We start from the raw sequence: 15,122 nt of genomic DNA, 5'->3' as shown, positions 1-15,122 counted from the left end.
GCCCGTGGAGGCACAGCAGCGGCGGGCGGCTATCTGCGCTAGCGCCGGAGCTTGGCCCGGTACATGGATAGTCCCGGAAATGCAGCCGCAGCCCGTCGCGGCTTGCCCAGCTGCGATCCTCAAACTGCGTCATGGCGCGAAATCCTGCCCTTGATATTGGTAAGACATATGCCGGGTGGCGGCAAAACCGCCGATTGGCAAGGCCGCACGCTTGCGCAGCGCCGCCTCGATCGCCACTATTGCGTGATGCAGCCATTCCCGCAAGATACGATCTACCGCCCGGCTCCGCGCCTTGCCACGCTCGCCCCTTGGCTTGGCGACCCGGTTCGCCCGGCAGACTTTCCCGAGACCATCCTGCGCTTCCGCAACGACCGGGCGGCGGCCGAAGTCGGGCTCGCCGATCTGACCGATGAAGCGTGGCTGCGGCTCATGGGCCGGTTCGAACCGCTGGACGGCAATCTGCCGCAGCCGCTCGCGCTGCGCTATCACGGGCACCAGTTCCGCGTTTACAACCCCGAGATTGGCGATGGTCGCGGGTTTCTCTACGCGCAGATGCTCGATGCGCGCGGGCGGCTGATGGATCTGGGCACCAAAGGTTCGGGCCAGACCCCGTGGAGCCGCCAAGGTGATGGGCGATTGACGCTGAAAGGCGCAGTACGCGAGGTGCTGGCCACCGAGATGCTCGGCGCGCTGGGGGTGAACACCAGCCGCACGTTCTCGGTCATCGAAACCGGCGAGGCGCTGTGGCGCGGCGACGAGCCTTCGCCCACGCGCGCCGCCGTGCTCGTGCGGCTGAGCCATGGGCATATCCGCTTTGGCACATTCCAGCGGCTCGCAGCGCTAGAAGCCGCCGCTGAAATGGCGCAGCTGGTCGATTATTGCCTGACCAACTTCCCCGGCGGCGACCATGCGGCCGATCTAAGCCCGGCCGCGCGCCTGCTGCATCAGGTGGTCGAGCGCATGGCCGACATGGCGGCCAGTTATGTGGTCGCAGGGTTTGTCCACGGCGTGCTCAATACCGACAACATGAACGTGACCGGCGAAAGCTTCGATTATGGCCCGTGGCGCTGGCTGCCGCGCTGGGACAGCAGCTTTACCGCTGCCTATTTCGACCATTCGGGGCTTTACGCTTTTGGCCGACAGGCCGAAGCGATCAACTGGAACTGCGGCCAGCTGGCGGTTGCGCTGCGCACCATCGAAGAAGCGCCGCCGCTGATCGCCGCGCTCGAACGCTTTCCCGCGCTCTATCACGATGCGGCGGCCCGGCGCTGGTGCTGGCGGCTTGGCGTGGTGCCGCGCGGAGGCGAGGATGACGCCAGGCTGATCGCGGCCTGCGAGCAGGCCATGATCGAAAATGGCCAAGGTCCCGATGCGTTTTTCTTTGCGCATCGCGGCCATCGGAAAGGCGCACGCATCGCCGACCCCGAGAGCCCGCTCGGTATGGCGCTCGCCCCCTATGAAGCAGCGGTAGATGCCCACGCCTATTGGGATGATGCCGCGCCGCAATCGCTGCTGATCGATGAAGTTGAGGCGATCTGGGCACCCATCGCGGAGCATGATGACTGGTCCGCGTTCGAGGCCAAGGTCGCGGCGCTGCGCCGGATGGGCGAAGCGCACGGCAAGCCGCCGCCGCCCTTTGGCCATGCCTGACATTACTTTGCGAAAAATGCGGCGCGCACCACTGGCTTGATGCCTGTTATTTTACTAAGTGGTGACAATAATACCGGGCCGCACCGATACGAAGCGCAACCCGAACCGCCAGAGGATCAAACAAGTTACCGTGCCCATCGGCGAGATCGTCTCTTTCGAGCCTGCCACCGGCGCTGAATTGTGGCGCGGCAAGGTTGGCGATGTGGACGAATGCGTGGCGCGCGCGCGGCGGGCTTGGCCGGCGTGGGCGGCGCAGCCCCATTCGACCCGGATCGAGCTGATCCGCCGTTTTGCCAACGAAGTGCGCAAGGAAGCCGACAAGCTCGCCACGATGATCGCGCGCGAAACCGGCAAGCCGATGTGGGAGGCACGCGGCGAGGTTGAAAGCGTGGTGGCGAGGGTCGAGATATCGGTGCGCGCCTATGCCGACCGCACTTCACAACGCAAGCACGACAACGGCCTGAGCGGCGTTGCCTCGGTGCGCCACAAGCCACACGGCGTGCTAGCGGTGCTGGGGCCCTACAACATGCCGGCCGACCTGCCGTGCGGCCATATTGTGCCAGCGCTGATCGCGGGCAACGTGGTGGTGTTCAAACCCTCCGAAAAAGCGCCCGCGAGCGGCGAGCTGCTGGCGCGCTGCTTTCACCGGGCGGGAGTCTCTGCAGCGGCGCTGCAAGTGCTGATCGGCGGACCGGCGCATGGCCAGGCGCTGGTCGCGCACGATGGCATCGACGGCGTGCTGTTCACCGGCTCAAGCCATGCCGGGATTGCGATCAACCGCAAGCTGGCGGCCAATCCGGGCAAGATCGTGGCGCTGGAAATGGGCGGCAATAATCCGCTGGTGGTGTGGGACACCCCAAAAATTGCCGACGCCGCTGCCATCGTGGTGCAATCGGCCTTCACTGGCGCTGGCCAGCGGTGCACGGCGGCGCGGCGGCTAATCGTCAAATCCAGCCTTTATGACGGGCTGATCGAGCAGGTAAAGCGGTTGGCGGACCGGATCATCGTCGGCGCGCCGTTCGATGATCCATCGCCCTTCATGGGCCCGGTGATCGACAACCAGACCGCCGATGGCCTGACCGAAAGCTTTGTCTATCTGCTTTCGAGCGGCGGGCGCGCGATCAAGCACATGGTGCGGCTGAACGAGGATCTCCCGTTCCTTAGCCCGGCGATCATCGATGTGACCAAAGTGGCCGAGCGCCCCGATATCGAATTGTTCGGCCCGCTCGTGCAAGTGGTCCGCGTCGATGATTTCGACGAGGCGATTGCCGAGGCCAACGCAACCCGCTTCGGGCTGGTCGCCGCTCTCGTGGGCGGCACCCCCGAACACTACAATCGCTTCTGGGCCAATGTCCGCGCGGGTGTGATCAACTGGAACCGGCCCACGATCAATCCTTCGGCAGCGGCACCGATCGGCGGCGTCGGGCTTTCGGGAAACCATCGGCCAGCCGCGTTCTATGCGGCGGATTCGTGTGCCTATCCGGTCGCGTCGATTGAGCTGAATCAGCCGCGTCTGGGCATCGGCATTGGCCTGCGCGACGATTGACGAGGCAGGCTCAGCCGCTCAGCGCGGCTGGCTGGCATCAGGCAAAGGCAGCGCCGGATCAACCGGGCCAGCGGGCACCGCGCCCAGATTGCCCATGTTCTGCTGCGTCAAATCCGGATCGACCATCAGTTGTCCTTCAATCGCCTCGGTCATCGCCGGGTCAGTGTCGCCGCCTTGCTCGCTCGCAGGCTGGGCGCAAGCGGCAAGGCTGAACACGGCAAGCAGCAGGGCGAGGCGACAAGACTCCATGATCGGCTCATGCGGCCACTGTGGTTAAGACCGCGTAAGCGCCGCTGGCGTAGCAATTGCTGCTTGGCCCCCGCCCCCGGGCCTGCCAAGGCGCGGGCATGACCATGGCAAACCGCATCCCGGACTCAAGCAGCGCCGGCAAGAGCATCGCTGGCGACAGCGGCGGCGGCCTCGCTACGGCGATCGCCACGTATCTGATCTGGGGCTTTCTGCCGCTCTATCTCAAAAAGCTGAGTTTCGTGCCCGCGCTGGAACTGGTCGGCTGGCGGATCATCTTCACCCTGCCGCTGTGCCTGATCTTCATCCACGCGCGCCGCCAGTGGGGCGATCTGGCCGCTGCGCTGGCGAACCGCCGCGTGCTGCTCAACTTGTGCATGAGCGCGCTGCTGATCGGCGGCAACTGGCTCCTCTATACCAACGCGATCAACAACGGCCATGTTTTGGCGGCCAGCCTCGGTTATTATATATGTCCGCTGCTCAATGTGCTGCTGGGCACCGTCTTTCTCGGTGAGCGGCTCAACCGGGTGCAATGGCTGGCGGTAGGCATTGCAGCGATGGGCATCGGTCTGCTGCTCTATGGCGCGGCCGACGTCTTTGGCGTTGCGCTCTCGATGGCGGCGAGCTTTGCGCTCTACGGCCTGGTGCGCAAACTAACCCCTGTCGGGTCGGTACCCGGCCTCACGATCGAGACAAGCCTGCTGATCCTGCCTGCCATCGGGGTTTGCCTATGGCTTGCGAGGTTGCCCGCCGGATCGAGCATTGCCGGGGGGCCAGCCGTTGTCGCCTTGCTGTTTGGCAGCGGTGTGCTCACTGCGGTGCCATTGCTGCTGTTTGCGGTCGCGGCGCGCAAGCTCGATCTTTCGGTGTTGGGCTTCATCCAGTTCATCGCGCCGACGATTGTGTTTGTTCTTGGTCACTTCGTTTTTCACGAACCGCTCGATGCGGTGCGGCTGACCTGCTTTGTGCTGATCTGGATCGCCATTGCGCTGTTCAGCTGGGATATGCTGCGGCGCTCGGGCTTCTCTGGTTCAGGACAGAAGGCGCCAGTTTAGCGTCTCGCCGGCGTGGAACGGCACCAGCGCGGTGTCGTCTGCCTGAATCACTTCCGGCACTTTCACCGCCGCTTTCTCGAACGTGACGGTCCCCGCATTGAGCGGCAGCCCGTAGAAGCGCGGTCCGTGCTCGCTGGCAAAGCCTTCGAACCGGGCAAGCGCGGCTTCTTCCTCGAACACCGCCAGATAGCTTTCGAGCGCAAACGGGGCGTTGAAGATGCCCGCGCAGCCGCACGCTGCTTCCTTCAAGCGGCGATCATGCGGCGCGCTGTCGCTGCCAAGGAAGAACTTTGGGTTGCCCGATGTCGCCGCAGCGCGCAGCGCCAGCCGGTGCTCCTCGCGCTTGGCCACTGGCAGGCAATAGGCATGCGGACGGATGCCGCCGAGGAACATCGCGTTGCGATTGATGTGAAGATGCTGCGGCGTGATCGTCGCCGCTACTTGGGCACCGGCGTCCATCACGAACTGCACCGCTTCCCGCGTTGTCACGTGCTCAAACACCACTTTCAATGCGGGCAGCGCCGCCACCAGCGGGGCCAGGGTGCGTTCGATGAACACCGCCTCGCGGTCAAAAATGTCGATATGAGCCTCGGTCACTTCGCCGTGGATCAGCAGCGGCATGCCGATCGCCTGCATCCGCTCCAGCACCGGCATGATCCGCGCCACATCGGTCACCCCGCGCGCCGAACCGGTGGTCGCATGCGCAGGATAGAGCTTGGCCGCGACGTAAGCGCGCTCGGCATAGCCGCGCGCCACTTGATCCGCATCGGTCTCGTCGGTGAGATAAAGCGTCATCAGCGGCTCGAATTCGAGGTCTGATGGCACAGCAGCCAAGATCCGCGCGCGGTAGGCGAGCACGCCTGCCGCGTCGGTCATCGGCGGCGAGAGGTTGGGCATCACAATCGCGCGGGCAAACTGGCGCGCGGTGTGCGGCACGATCCCCGCCAGCAGCGCGCCATCGCGCAAATGAACATGCCAATCATCGGGGCGGCGGATGGTGAGCGTCGTTGTCATGGCTTTCCCTTAAGCAAATCGCCCCCTATCTGTCACCTATGACCGCACCCCGCCTGTTTGCCACCCGCCTGTTCACGCGCGCACTCATCCGCGTTGCCCCGCTCGATCCTCAAGAAGATGTGGCCGGGTTCCTGCAAGGCCTTGTCACCAACGACATGACCGGCCCCTTGCCGGTCTGGGCCGCCTTGCTCAGCCCGCAAGGCAAGGCGCTGTTCGATTTTCTTGTCTGGCCAGAGGCGGAAGGCGATGCGCTGCTGCTCGATTGCGAGGCCGCGCAGGCCGATGCGCTGGTCAAACGCCTGTCGATGTACCGCCTGCGCCGCAAAATCGCGATCAGCCGCATCCCCGACCTTGGCGTGTTCTGGTCCGCCGCAGCAGACGCAGCGGGCACGCCCGACCCGCGGCTTGCGGCATTGGGACGGCGCTGGCTGGCACCCGTTGGTGCTGATGACGCGCCTGCTGACACGGAATGGCAGGAGCGCCGCCTCGCGCATGGCGTGAGCGAAGGGTTGGCGGAGCTCGGCAGCGATCAGACGCTGTGGCTCGAATGCAATGCCGCCGAGCTTCACGGCGTGAGCTTCACCAAAGGCTGTTATGTCGGCCAGGAAAACACCGCGCGGATGAACTGGCGGCAAAAGGTCAACCGCCGGTTGATGGTGGTCCCCTTGCACCAATCAGACCCGGCGCGGCAGCGCGCCGCTTATCCGGCTCTGGGCCTTGCCGTCGATCATTTGCGGGTGGAGGCGATCAATCCCGCGTCGCGGCCCGCTTGGCTGCCGGTTATTGAGGCTGAACCGGAGTAATCCCCGCGTTCAGCAGGCCTTCGACGAGCATTTGCTCTGCCCGGCCACGCGCGGCCTCACGCGGCAGTTCAAGCGCGACACTCAGCGGGCCGCCCAGCAGGGCATCGCCCAGCGCCATCAAGGTGAGCGCCAGCGTGGTGGTACGCTGGGTGCCGCTGCCGAATTCATCGAGATCGATCACCAGATCGTGCACCGCATCGACGATGGGATCGAGCGCATCTTCATTGCCCGAAACGATCATCCACGATGCCAGCGCTCCGGCGCCCTCCTTGTCGAACGCATCGAAGGTGAGATCGACCACATCGCGCGGAGAGCCGATGCCCGAACGGCTGGCAATCACTGCCTCGCGGATTGTCGCGCAAACGGTTTCCGCCAGATGCCGCGCCAGTTCGCGCTGAAGGCCTGAGGCCGAGCCGAAGTGATGCAGCAAATTGGCATGTGTGCGTCCGATCCGCCCGGCAACCGCCTTGAGCGTGACCGCTTGCGGCCCTGCCTCAATCAGCAATCCGCGGGCGGCTTCCAATGCCGTGATCCGGCTTTCTTCGGGGCTGAGACGTTTACGAATTGACACGTGTGCAAGATATTCCGGATCGCGGCGCGCATAGCAAAAGCGCCGCTCTTCCGCCTATTAGAACGCACGCGGCGTAGGGGCAAGCAAAGCCGATTAGGCCGCGCACTTCATGGCATCGGGATCTGCGATAGTGCCGTCTGCGCCCAGCTCCACCGCATGGACCAGCGCGGGTTCGCCGCCGCCGCGCGCCGGATTGAGGCACATCCGGATATGCCCGGTAGAGGAAAATCCAGTCTTGCCGAGCACCCGTCCGGAAGCTGCATCATCAACAAAGTGCCAGCCAACAATGCGGCGATGGCCCAGCGTGCGGGCCAGATTCAGCACCGCGCGCACCGCCTCGGTCGCAAATCCCTGACCTCGGAATGGCTGCGCAATCCAGAACGCAAGCGAACCAGCGCCTGCTGCATCAACCAGCTCGATCCCCCCGATCAGTTGCGCACCTTTCTCCCCGGGCACAGTGATGCAGAATTGCGGGAACATCTCGCTTGGCTGCGATTCAATGCGCGCGCGCGCATCATCGCTCAGGCCATGAATTCCCGAAATTAATGCCGCCAGCTCGGCGCGTTCTTCGGGCCAACCGGGCCGCAGGAACAGTCTTTCTGTGCGTATGAACATGCATCGTCTCCTCAGCCGCCCTGCCGCCCGGCCTTTAGCCTGAAGCCGTGACGGACGCATGGCGTTTTGGGCGAATTGACTCGGAACTGAGACATTCCGGGGCGAATTCGCGTCGCAAGTTTGCGGCGATGAGGGGGGCAACAAAAAAGGGAGACGGGCTAGGCCCTCCCCCTCGGTTTGCCGGCCCATCACGGGCCGACACCATCACTTACATGCTGGGCCATCCCTCTCAGGACAGCCCTTTATCGGCTGCCTCGTTATTCGGCGGCTTCGGCCATCGCATCGACCGAGACATAGCTCCGGCCAAGCTTGCCCGAATGAAATCGCACGCGGCCTTCGGCGAGCGCGAACAAGGTGTGATCCTTGCCCATGCCAACGTTGGCGCCGGGATAAACCCGCGTGCCGCGCTGACGAATGATGATGTTGCCGCCAATCACATGCTGGCTGCCGAATTTCTTGACGCCAAGGCGGCGGCCGGCCGAATCGCGACCATTGCGCGAAGAGCCGCCTGCTTTTTTATGTGCCATCTCAAGTTACTCCGAAACTTTGCCCAAAAACCGTGCGACTCAGGCGACGGACAGGATGCGCAGCAGGGTCATCTGCTGGCGATGACCATTCTTGCGGCGATAATTATGACGGCGACGCTTCTTGAAAACGATCACCTTTTCAGACTTCGCCTGCGCGATGATTTCCGCCGATACGGTTATTGCCGAAGCGTCCGCAAGTGCGCCCTCGCTGCCGGCGAGCAACACGTCGCTCAGGGTGATCGTATCACCGGCCTCACCAGCCAGTTTTTCAACGGCGATCTTGTCTCCGGCGGCGACCCTGTATTGCTTGCCGCCCGTGCGCACGATTGCGAACATGGTTTCCTGCTATCCGTTTCAAAAGCCAAACTGCCCAGCATTGCTTCATCCGCGACATCGCGCGAATCAGGACAACGCAAACAGCGCCGGTTCCCGCACGATTGCGAGGTCCCGGAAAGAAGGAGGTGGTTAGGCGAACATCCGCTTCATGTCAACGCCGCTCGCCAGAAAATGGCGAGCTCAGCAAACGGCCCCCTGCGGCGTCTGGACTCTGGCGACGCGCTAATGCCGTGCTATGGCGGCGCTATGCGCATCTTATCTAGCCTGCTGTCCGCTCGTTCCGCAATCCCGGTGCTCGCTATCGCGCTGCTCGCGCTCGGCGGCTGCGCCTCGGCCAATCGGTCGCGCTTTCCCTCGCTTGAACGGCGCGCGGCCGAGCGTCAGTATGGCACCGCGCTGCCCGTAACAGCCAACACCGGCACTAGCGCTCTACTCGAACCGCTGCCAGCAAGCGCCGGGCTCGCCGCGCGGGTGAGCGCCTTGCGCGAACGGGCGCAAGAAGCGCACCGCGCCTTCGCCGCCCGGCAAAGCGCTGCCACGCGGCTCGCCGCCGCCGCGCGCGGTGCCAAGCCTGGCAGCGAGGCCTGGTCGGCGGCGCAAGTGGCGCTGGCCGGGCTCGATTCGGCGCGCAGCGAAGGCATGATCTCGATGGCCGATCTCGATCGTTTGCTGATCGCGGCGAGTGAGGCGGCGGTGAACGGCGATGACGCGGATCTGGCGCTGGTCAGATCAGCGCATGCCGAGGTTCAGCGGCTACTGAGCGAGGAAGATAGCGTCATCGCGGAATTGCGCGACAGAAACGAAATCTAATCCGCTTCCGCGGCCTGTCACGCGCACGTCGTTTCTGGTCTTGCCATCGCTGAGCATTCATCATCGGTCATCTCAGCTTTTGCCCTAGATCGTCCTTCAATCGCTCGATCTGATGCATCCGCTCGTGGAGCACGGTCACGATACCCACCGTCCCATCGCCAAGAATTTTCCAATGAATGACATGCTGCTCGTATCGGCAGAAGTACCCGCCCACTGCGAATTCTGCCGGAATGGCGCGCCATAGAAATTCTCGCGCCGCGATCGCTTCAAAGCGTGCGAACAGGCCAGTGATGTAGCGCTCGGCCTTCGCCTCGCCCCAATGGTCGCGGGTGTAGACATAGATTTCATCGAGCCGATCATCAGCAGCGCGCTGGACCCGATATCCGCTCACGCGCTGCGGCGGTTAGCGTTGCGTGCGATCACTTCGCTGGCAGTCAAGGGGACATAGCTGGCGTCAGGCGCCGCGAAAGCAGCGCCAAGTTCGGCCTTCAAGCGCTCGAACTGCTGCTGTTCGGCCCGCTCCATGTCTTTGCGGATCAGATCGCGGACATATTCGCTGACATTTTCATAGCTGCCCGAAGCGCCGACATTGGCGGCCACAAAATCACCCAGTGGTCCGGTGACACGAACATTGAGAGTCATAATGGACATTCAAAAGCCCTCGCCGCGCTGTCCACCATATGCGGAAATATGACTACAGCGTCAAGTGTACCCAGCTACGCGCGCCACCGCGCCAAATCGGCATGATCGCCGCTGCGCGGTTCGACCCAGCGCCAGCCGCCAGCGGTCTTTTCGCGCTTCCAGAACCAGCTTTCGCTCTTGAGGTGGTCCATCGCGAAATCGGCCGCTTCGAAAGCATCGCGGCGATGGCGCGCAGCAGCGGCGACCAGCACGATCGGATCGCCGGGATGCATCACACCGTAACGATGCAGCAACAGCAGCCCGATCAGCGGCCAGCGCCGCTCGGTCATCTGCGCCAGCGCGGTCATGCCGGGCAAGGTCATCGCTGCATATTGGCGCAGTTCCAGCGCCTCGACGTCACCCGATTCCTCGCGCACTTGCCCAAGGAAGCTCACAATTCCGCCCGCGCTGCGATGCGCGGCATTGAACCGGGCGAGTTCGGCAAGCGGATCGAACCCGGTTTCGGTGATGCGCACATCGGCCAAATCAGCCTCCGCTCACCGGCGGCAGGAACGCCAGCTCGTCGCCAGCGGCAAGCACCACATCCCCCGCCTCGCCCAGCAGCCGCCCATTGAGCGCGAGGCGAACGCGCTCGCTCAGCAATTCGACCGCCAGCGCGGGGTCAAGCTTGGTCAGGACCGTCGCCAGCATGCCCGGTTCGACATCCATTTCGGGCACCCCGGCAAGATCTTCGAGACGACCCAAAAACACCAGCCTGGCGGTCATCGCAGCCGCCGATCGCCGCTCACGGTCATTTCAGCCACCCGTCATCGACATGTGCCGGGGCAAGGCCGGCGCAGCGCCCGCGCGGTCGATCACGAAGTTGTGCCGCTCCGGCTTGTCGCCCATGGCCCGGGCGAAGGCATCGGCCATCGCTGCTTCGGGATCGGGTCCGCGCAGCGCGGCGCGCAGATCAACTTGCGCCTCGCCGCCCAGACACATGAACAACTGGCCCGTCGCGGTCAGGCGCACGCGGTTGCACCCTTCGCAGAAATTGCTGGTGAGCGGGGTGATGAAACCCAGCCGCCCGCCGGTTTCGGCCACATCGACATAGCGCGCCGGTCCGCCGCTGCGCGCATCGCTGGTGCTCAAAGTCCAGCGGCTTTCCAGCGCGCGCCGCACTGCATCGAGCGGCAGATAGTGATCAAACCGGTCGCCCTCGACCTCGCCCAGCGGCATCACCTCGATCAGCGTGATCTCATGGCCTTGTCCATGCGCCCACGCGATCAGATCGGGGATCTCGTGCTCGTTGATGCCCTTGAGCGCGACGGTGTTAATCTTGACCTTGAGGCCCGCCGCCTTGGCCGCTGCGATCCCCTCCAGCACTTGCGGCAGGCTGTCGCGCCGGGCAAGGCTGGCGAAGCGCGCGCGGTCGAGCGTATCGAGCGACACATTGATGCGGCGGATGCCGGCTGCTGCCAGATCATCGGCAAACAGCGCCAGCCGGGTCCCGTTGGTGGTCAGCGTCAGTTCCTCGAGGCCGCTGCCGTCAACAGCCTTGGGCCCAAGCTCGCGGCCCAGCGCGCGCACCAGATCGATCATGTCCCGCCGCACCAGCGGTTCGCCGCCGGTCAGCCGGATCTTAGTCACGCCGCGCGCAATGAACGCGCGTACGACCTGCTGAAGCTCCTCAAGACTGAGCACATCGGCGCGGGGCAGAAACTCCATCCGTTCCGGCATGCAATAGGTGCAGCGCAAATCGCAGCGATCGGTCACCGACAGCCGCAGATAGGTGATTCGCCGGGCAAAGCGATCGACAAGAGGCGCGTTGGTCATTTGGATAGGTATACGAAGTCTCGCGCATAAGATTCAAGATGCGCGCCCCCATCTACAAAGATAGTCTGTCCCGTCACCGAACGGGCACTCGCCAGATAAACGACAGCATCCGCAATATCATCGGGTTTCGGCAGGGCACCGAGCGGCATCAGCCCGGCCAGCCGCTGCCATTGCGCCGCATCATAATCCGCCGTCGGCAAAGTGAGCCCGGGGGCCACGCCATTCACCCGCAGGCGCGGCGCCATCGCCCGCGAGAGCGTGCGCACGGCAGCATGCAGCGCCTGCTTGGACAGCGTATAGCTGAGCTGGTCGGGCACCGGGTTCACCACCCGCTGATCGAGAACATGGATGATCACTCCATGCGCATCGCCCAGCGCTTCGGCCATAGCGCGCGACAACAGCACCGGTGCGAACAGGTTGACGCCAAAATGCTGCTCAAGCTCTTCGGCCGTCACGGTAGCGATCGTGTCCTCGGCAAACGCCGAAGCGCAATTGACCAGCAGCGACGGCGCGCGGCCTGCCATTGCCGCCGCTTCAGCGGGAAGCCGCGATGCGCGGGCCGGATCGGCAAGTTCGGTTTCCAGCGCAAACACTTGCGCACCCAGTGCCTGCAACTCGGCAGCAAACGCCGCATCGAACGAGGCAGCGCGGTGCGCATGCAACGCCAGATCCCACCCCTCGCCGGCCAGCTTGCGCGCGATCGCCGCGCCGACACGCCGCCAGCCGCCTGTAACCAACGCAAGTGGGCGCGGGCTCATCGCGGTTTAGCCGCGCCGCTGGCGGGAGAGGGTCATGCCGATCTCCTCGCCGTTCTCGCTGATCGCCAACTTCACGATCTTGACCGTAACGCGGTTGATGCGGGCATCTTGCAGAAACAACGTTTCGCAGATGTGGTCACCCACCGATTCGATCAGCATGAAGTGCACGTCCTTGGGCAAGCCGTCGGTTGCCGCAAATTTGAGATCCATGTAGTTCTTGCTCGCGCTGAGCGGGCAATCAGGCGAAAAATGCGGCTGCGGCATCAGCTCCACCGAAATCGAAATCCGCAGCGGTTGCGGGCGACCGGTCTCTTCCGAGTAAATCCCGGTCAGGACGTCGGTTTCGATGTTGGCGACTTCGAGGAGAAGGGTGTCAATCACGGTGCGAGCCTCTGGCACTCAGGGGCGATAATGTCCACTATCACACGCCCTTATGCCGCCAGCCGATTGTGCCAGCGAGCAAAGATCGCGGTTGGAAGCAGCCTGCCATCTTCGGCCTCCTCGCGGATCGCCAGATCGCCGTGCTCGATCACCCCGGGCAGATGCGCCAGCGCCTCATGCAGCAGCCCGGCCAGCGCCAGGCTCGACATGCGCACCGCGTAAACCGTGAGGAACAGGAATCGGCTCTGCGCATCGAGCAACCGCGCGCAATCGGCGATCAGGCCCGGCAAACCCTCCTCCAGCCGCCAAACTTCGCCCTCCGGCCCCCGGCCAAACTTGGGCGGATCAAGGATGATGCCATCATAGCGCTTTTCGCGCCGCACCTCGCGCGCGGCAAACTTCACCGCATCATCGACAATCCAGCGGATCGGCCGATCTTCCATTCCCGATAGCGCCGCATTGGCCCGCGCCTGCACCACCGACTTCTTGGAGGCATCAAGGTGCGTCACCGGCCCGAACCGCGAAAGGGCGAGCGAGCCGACGCCGGTGTAGCCGAACAAGTTGAGCGTAGAACTGCCGCCATCTTCCGCGGCTGCCGAACCGCCCTCCAGCTGTTCGCCCATCCAGTCCCACACCGGGGCCATATCAGGGAAGAAGCCGAGGTGGCGGAACGGTGTGCAGCTGGCGTTGAAGCGCACCTCGCCGCGCGCAAGCTCCCAGCCATCGCGAGGGACCGGGCCATTATAGAGCCAGCGCCCGCCGCCTTCTTCGTCCGAGCCGGGGACGAATTCCCCTTGCGCATCCCACACACTCTGCCGGGGGCGCCACAAGGCCTGCGGCTCGGGGCGGATGAAGCGGTAATCGCCATAGCGCTCAAACTTGCGGCCATTGCCCGAATCGAGCAGCGCAAAGTCATCCCAGCCTTCGCCTACCATCAGCTGCGGCTGGAGGATCAGCTGCGCCATCAACCGCCTCTGGGCGTGGCGCGCTCAGCGATCCATCCGGCAACGGCATCGTATTCGCACGGCAGGCGCGTGCAGGCTTCCTCGCGCTCAAACAGATCGCCAACGCGCATCGGCAACGACGGCCGAAGCCCGGTGCTGCGCTCCACCGCATCGCGGAATTTGGCCGGATGCGCCGTGGCCAGCGTCACGACCGGAATGTCTGCCGCAATGCCCTGCGCCGCACGCGCCGCATGCAAGCCGATGGCCGTATGCGGATCGAGCACTTCGCCGCAAGCCTCATGCGCCCAGCGCATCGCCTGCGCCATTTCGTGGGCCTCGGCGCGCACGCTGGTGAACAAGGCGGCAGCCTCTTCGCGCTGCGCGTTGCTCAATTGCATCGCCTTGGTGGTCTCAAACTGTTTCATCTGCGCCGCCAGCGCCGCGCCGTCCCGCCCGCCGCAATCATAGAGCAGGCGTTCGAAATTGGAGGAAACCTGAATGTCCATCGAGGGCGCGGCGGTTGGCGTCACCGTTCCGGCCGAATAATCGCCGGTCGAAAGCGCGCGGTGCAAGATATCGTTGACGTTGGTCGCCACGATCAGCCGCTCGACCGGCAGCCCCATCTGCGCCGCGACATAGCCTGCAAAGACATCGCCGAAATTGCCCGTCGGCACCGAAAACGCCACCTTGCGCGCAGGCGCACCCAATTGCAGCGCAGCAGCGAAATAATAGACGATCTGCGCCATCAGCCGCGCCCAATTGATCGAATTGACCGCGCCTATGGCGAACCGGCTGGTTAAGCTTGCATCGTTGAACATGCGCTTCACCATCGCCTGCGCATCATCGAAGCTGCCGCTCATCGCGATGTTGTGCACATTGGGGGCGAGCACCGTCGTCATCTGGCGGCGCTGCACATCGCTCACCCGGCCATGCGGATGGATCATGAAGATATCGACCTTGGCGCGCCCTGCCACCGCATCAATCGCCGCCGATCCGGTATCGCCCGATGTCGCGCCGACGATCGTCAGATGGTCATTGCTGCGCCCGAGAAACTCCTCGAACAGCAGCCCGAGCAACTGCAGCGCCACATCCTTGAACGCCAGGGTCGGGCCATGAAACAGTTCAAGCAGCCAATGCCGCGCATCGAGCTGAACCAGCGGCGTTACCGCCGCATGGGCAAACCGGCCATAGGCCTGCTCGCAAAGTTCGAGCAGCCGCTCGGGCGCAAGCGAATCGCCAACAAAGGGCTGCATCACCTTTTGCGCCAGCTGCGCATAGGGCAGCCCGGCCATTGCCGCGATCTCGCCTTCAGAAAAGCGAGGCCATGCCTCTGGCACATAAAGCCCGCCGTCCGAAGCGAGGCCGGCGAGGGTCACACCCTCGAAATCGAGCGAAGGGGCTTGGCCGCG

General features: G+C 64.2%; 20 protein-coding genes. 5 read left to right on the top strand and 15 right to left on the bottom strand.

Annotated features, from left to right (window positions below):
• Positions 1-246: 246 nt before the first annotated feature.
• Together Q0O40_RS11825 and Q0O40_RS11820 are read left to right on the top strand one after the other, a co-directional pair.
• The gene (locus Q0O40_RS11825) at positions 247-1,650 is read left to right on the top strand and encodes a protein adenylyltransferase SelO family protein (protein ID WP_295529946.1); all 1,404 of its coding nucleotides are present in this window, start codon (positions 247-249) and stop codon (positions 1,648-1,650) included.
• Between the two features lie 130 nt (positions 1,651-1,780).
• Positions 1,781-3,196: a succinylglutamate-semialdehyde dehydrogenase gene (locus Q0O40_RS11820; RefSeq protein WP_295529943.1), complete on the top strand. Its 1,416-nt coding sequence runs from the start codon at positions 1,781-1,783 to the stop codon at positions 3,194-3,196.
• A gap of 18 nt (positions 3,197-3,214) precedes the next feature.
• Here the strand turns inward: Q0O40_RS11820 and Q0O40_RS11815 are convergent, their stop codons facing one another.
• Entirely contained in the window at positions 3,215-3,445 is a 231-nt protein-coding gene (locus tag Q0O40_RS11815) for a hypothetical protein (RefSeq protein WP_295529934.1), read from the bottom strand.
• Between the two features lie 98 nt (positions 3,446-3,543).
• Here Q0O40_RS11815 and rarD point away from each other — a divergent pair, with 98 nt between their 5' ends.
• Positions 3,544-4,497, top strand: coding sequence for an EamA family transporter RarD (gene rarD / locus Q0O40_RS11810; RefSeq protein ID WP_367183743.1), 954 nt, complete (start codon positions 3,544-3,546; stop codon positions 4,495-4,497).
• On the opposite strand, the gene pyrC is transcribed toward rarD, so the two are convergent.
• Entirely contained in the window at positions 4,474-5,511 is a 1,038-nt protein-coding gene (pyrC, locus tag Q0O40_RS11805; RefSeq protein WP_295529931.1) for a dihydroorotase, read from the bottom strand. The genes rarD and pyrC overlap by 24 nt on opposite strands.
• A gap of 38 nt (positions 5,512-5,549) precedes the next feature.
• Here pyrC and Q0O40_RS11800 point away from each other — a divergent pair, with 38 nt between their 5' ends.
• Positions 5,550-6,314 (top strand): folate-binding protein, encoded by a 765-nt coding sequence (locus tag Q0O40_RS11800; protein WP_295529928.1) that lies wholly within the window; start codon positions 5,550-5,552, stop codon positions 6,312-6,314.
• Here Q0O40_RS11800 and Q0O40_RS11795 read toward each other — a convergent pair.
• The 4 genes from Q0O40_RS11795 to rplU form a co-directional block, all read right to left on the bottom strand.
• Positions 6,292-6,885 (bottom strand): helix-turn-helix domain-containing protein, encoded by a 594-nt coding sequence (locus Q0O40_RS11795; protein ID WP_295529925.1) that lies wholly within the window; start codon positions 6,883-6,885, stop codon positions 6,292-6,294. The genes Q0O40_RS11800 and Q0O40_RS11795 overlap by 23 nt on opposite strands.
• Positions 6,886-6,978: 93 nt before the next feature.
• Complete coding sequence (locus Q0O40_RS11790; RefSeq protein WP_295529923.1) at positions 6,979-7,500, bottom strand: GNAT family protein; 522 nt, start codon at positions 7,498-7,500, stop codon at positions 6,979-6,981.
• 257 nt (positions 7,501-7,757) lie between these two features.
• The gene (gene rpmA / locus Q0O40_RS11785; protein WP_295529920.1) at positions 7,758-8,027 is read right to left on the bottom strand and encodes a 50S ribosomal protein L27; all 270 of its coding nucleotides are present in this window, start codon (positions 8,025-8,027) and stop codon (positions 7,758-7,760) included.
• Between the two features lie 39 nt (positions 8,028-8,066).
• Entirely contained in the window at positions 8,067-8,363 is a 297-nt protein-coding gene (gene rplU / locus Q0O40_RS11780) for a 50S ribosomal protein L21 (protein WP_295529917.1), read from the bottom strand.
• Positions 8,364-8,609: 246 nt separating this feature from the next.
• Here rplU and Q0O40_RS11775 point away from each other — a divergent pair, with 246 nt between their 5' ends.
• On the top strand, positions 8,610-9,173 hold the full coding sequence (locus Q0O40_RS11775; protein ID WP_295529915.1) for a hypothetical protein: 564 nt from the start codon (positions 8,610-8,612) through the stop codon (positions 9,171-9,173).
• 67 nt (positions 9,174-9,240) lie between these two features.
• On the opposite strand, the gene Q0O40_RS11770 is transcribed toward Q0O40_RS11775, so the two are convergent.
• From Q0O40_RS11770 to thrC, 9 genes are all read right to left on the bottom strand, one after another.
• Positions 9,241-9,564: a type II toxin-antitoxin system RelE/ParE family toxin gene (locus Q0O40_RS11770; protein ID WP_295529912.1), complete on the bottom strand. Its 324-nt coding sequence runs from the start codon at positions 9,562-9,564 to the stop codon at positions 9,241-9,243.
• Entirely contained in the window at positions 9,561-9,815 is a 255-nt protein-coding gene (locus Q0O40_RS11765) for an addiction module antitoxin (RefSeq protein ID WP_295529937.1), read from the bottom strand. The genes Q0O40_RS11770 and Q0O40_RS11765 overlap by 4 nt, the downstream gene beginning before the upstream one ends.
• Positions 9,816-9,889: 74 nt before the next feature.
• Entirely contained in the window at positions 9,890-10,339 is a 450-nt protein-coding gene (locus Q0O40_RS11760) for a molybdenum cofactor biosynthesis protein MoaE (protein ID WP_295529909.1), read from the bottom strand.
• A gap of 1 nt (position 10,340) precedes the next feature.
• Positions 10,341-10,580 (bottom strand): MoaD/ThiS family protein, encoded by a 240-nt coding sequence (locus Q0O40_RS11755; protein WP_295529906.1) that lies wholly within the window; start codon positions 10,578-10,580, stop codon positions 10,341-10,343.
• A gap of 30 nt (positions 10,581-10,610) precedes the next feature.
• Positions 10,611-11,630: a GTP 3',8-cyclase MoaA gene (gene moaA, locus Q0O40_RS11750; protein WP_295529904.1), complete on the bottom strand. Its 1,020-nt coding sequence runs from the start codon at positions 11,628-11,630 to the stop codon at positions 10,611-10,613.
• Positions 11,627-12,388, bottom strand: coding sequence for an SDR family oxidoreductase (locus Q0O40_RS11745; RefSeq protein WP_295529901.1), 762 nt, complete (start codon positions 12,386-12,388; stop codon positions 11,627-11,629). The genes moaA and Q0O40_RS11745 overlap by 4 nt, the downstream gene beginning before the upstream one ends.
• A 6-nt stretch (positions 12,389-12,394) precedes the next feature.
• Positions 12,395-12,769, bottom strand: a complete 375-nt coding sequence (locus Q0O40_RS11740) for a dihydroneopterin aldolase (protein ID WP_295529899.1) — start codon at positions 12,767-12,769, stop codon at positions 12,395-12,397.
• Positions 12,770-12,819: 50 nt separating this feature from the next.
• Entirely contained in the window at positions 12,820-13,734 is a 915-nt protein-coding gene (locus Q0O40_RS11735) for a class I SAM-dependent methyltransferase (protein ID WP_295529896.1), read from the bottom strand.
• On the bottom strand, positions 13,734-15,122 hold a 1,389-nt coding region (thrC, locus tag Q0O40_RS11730; RefSeq protein WP_295529893.1), incomplete at its 5' end, for a threonine synthase. The genes Q0O40_RS11735 and thrC, both read right to left, overlap by 1 nt.

This window comes from Novosphingobium sp. Chol11, from assembly GCF_945870625.1.
Taxonomy (GTDB): domain Bacteria; phylum Pseudomonadota; class Alphaproteobacteria; order Sphingomonadales; family Sphingomonadaceae; genus Novosphingobium.
The sequence above is the reverse complement of the archived record's forward strand: the minus strand, read 5'-3'. Positions and strand labels throughout refer to the sequence as shown.

Bases quoted from the DNA above. Each gene is read 5' to 3' on its own strand.
- Q0O40_RS11790 (WP_295529923.1), bottom strand. From the start codon at position 7,500: ATGTTCATACGCACAGAAAGACTGTTCCTGCGGCCCGGTTGGCCCGAA.
- Q0O40_RS11745 (WP_295529901.1), bottom strand. From the start codon at position 12,388: ATGAGCCCGCGCCCACTTGCGTTGGTTACAGGCGGCTGGCGGCGTGTC.
- Q0O40_RS11735 (WP_295529896.1), bottom strand. From the start codon at position 13,734: ATGGCGCAGCTGATCCTCCAGCCGCAGCTGATGGTAGGCGAAGGCTGG.
- pyrC (WP_295529931.1), bottom strand. From the start codon at position 5,511: ATGACAACGACGCTCACCATCCGCCGCCCCGATGATTGGCATGTTCAT.
- moaA (WP_295529904.1), bottom strand. From the start codon at position 11,630: ATGACCAACGCGCCTCTTGTCGATCGCTTTGCCCGGCGAATCACCTAT.
- rarD (WP_367183743.1), top strand. From the start codon at position 3,544: ATGACCATGGCAAACCGCATCCCGGACTCAAGCAGCGCCGGCAAGAGC.
- Q0O40_RS11825 (WP_295529946.1), top strand. From the start codon at position 247: ATGCAGCCATTCCCGCAAGATACGATCTACCGCCCGGCTCCGCGCCTT.
- Q0O40_RS11815 (WP_295529934.1), bottom strand. From the start codon at position 3,445: ATGGAGTCTTGTCGCCTCGCCCTGCTGCTTGCCGTGTTCAGCCTTGCC.
- Q0O40_RS11765 (WP_295529937.1), bottom strand. From the start codon at position 9,815: ATGACTCTCAATGTTCGTGTCACCGGACCACTGGGTGATTTTGTGGCC.
- Q0O40_RS11775 (WP_295529915.1), top strand. From the start codon at position 8,610: ATGCGCATCTTATCTAGCCTGCTGTCCGCTCGTTCCGCAATCCCGGTG.
- Q0O40_RS11800 (WP_295529928.1), top strand. From the start codon at position 5,550: ATGACCGCACCCCGCCTGTTTGCCACCCGCCTGTTCACGCGCGCACTC.
- rplU (WP_295529917.1), bottom strand. From the start codon at position 8,363: ATGTTCGCAATCGTGCGCACGGGCGGCAAGCAATACAGGGTCGCCGCC.
- rpmA (WP_295529920.1), bottom strand. From the start codon at position 8,027: ATGGCACATAAAAAAGCAGGCGGCTCTTCGCGCAATGGTCGCGATTCG.
- Q0O40_RS11755 (WP_295529906.1), bottom strand. From the start codon at position 10,580: ATGACCGCCAGGCTGGTGTTTTTGGGTCGTCTCGAAGATCTTGCCGGG.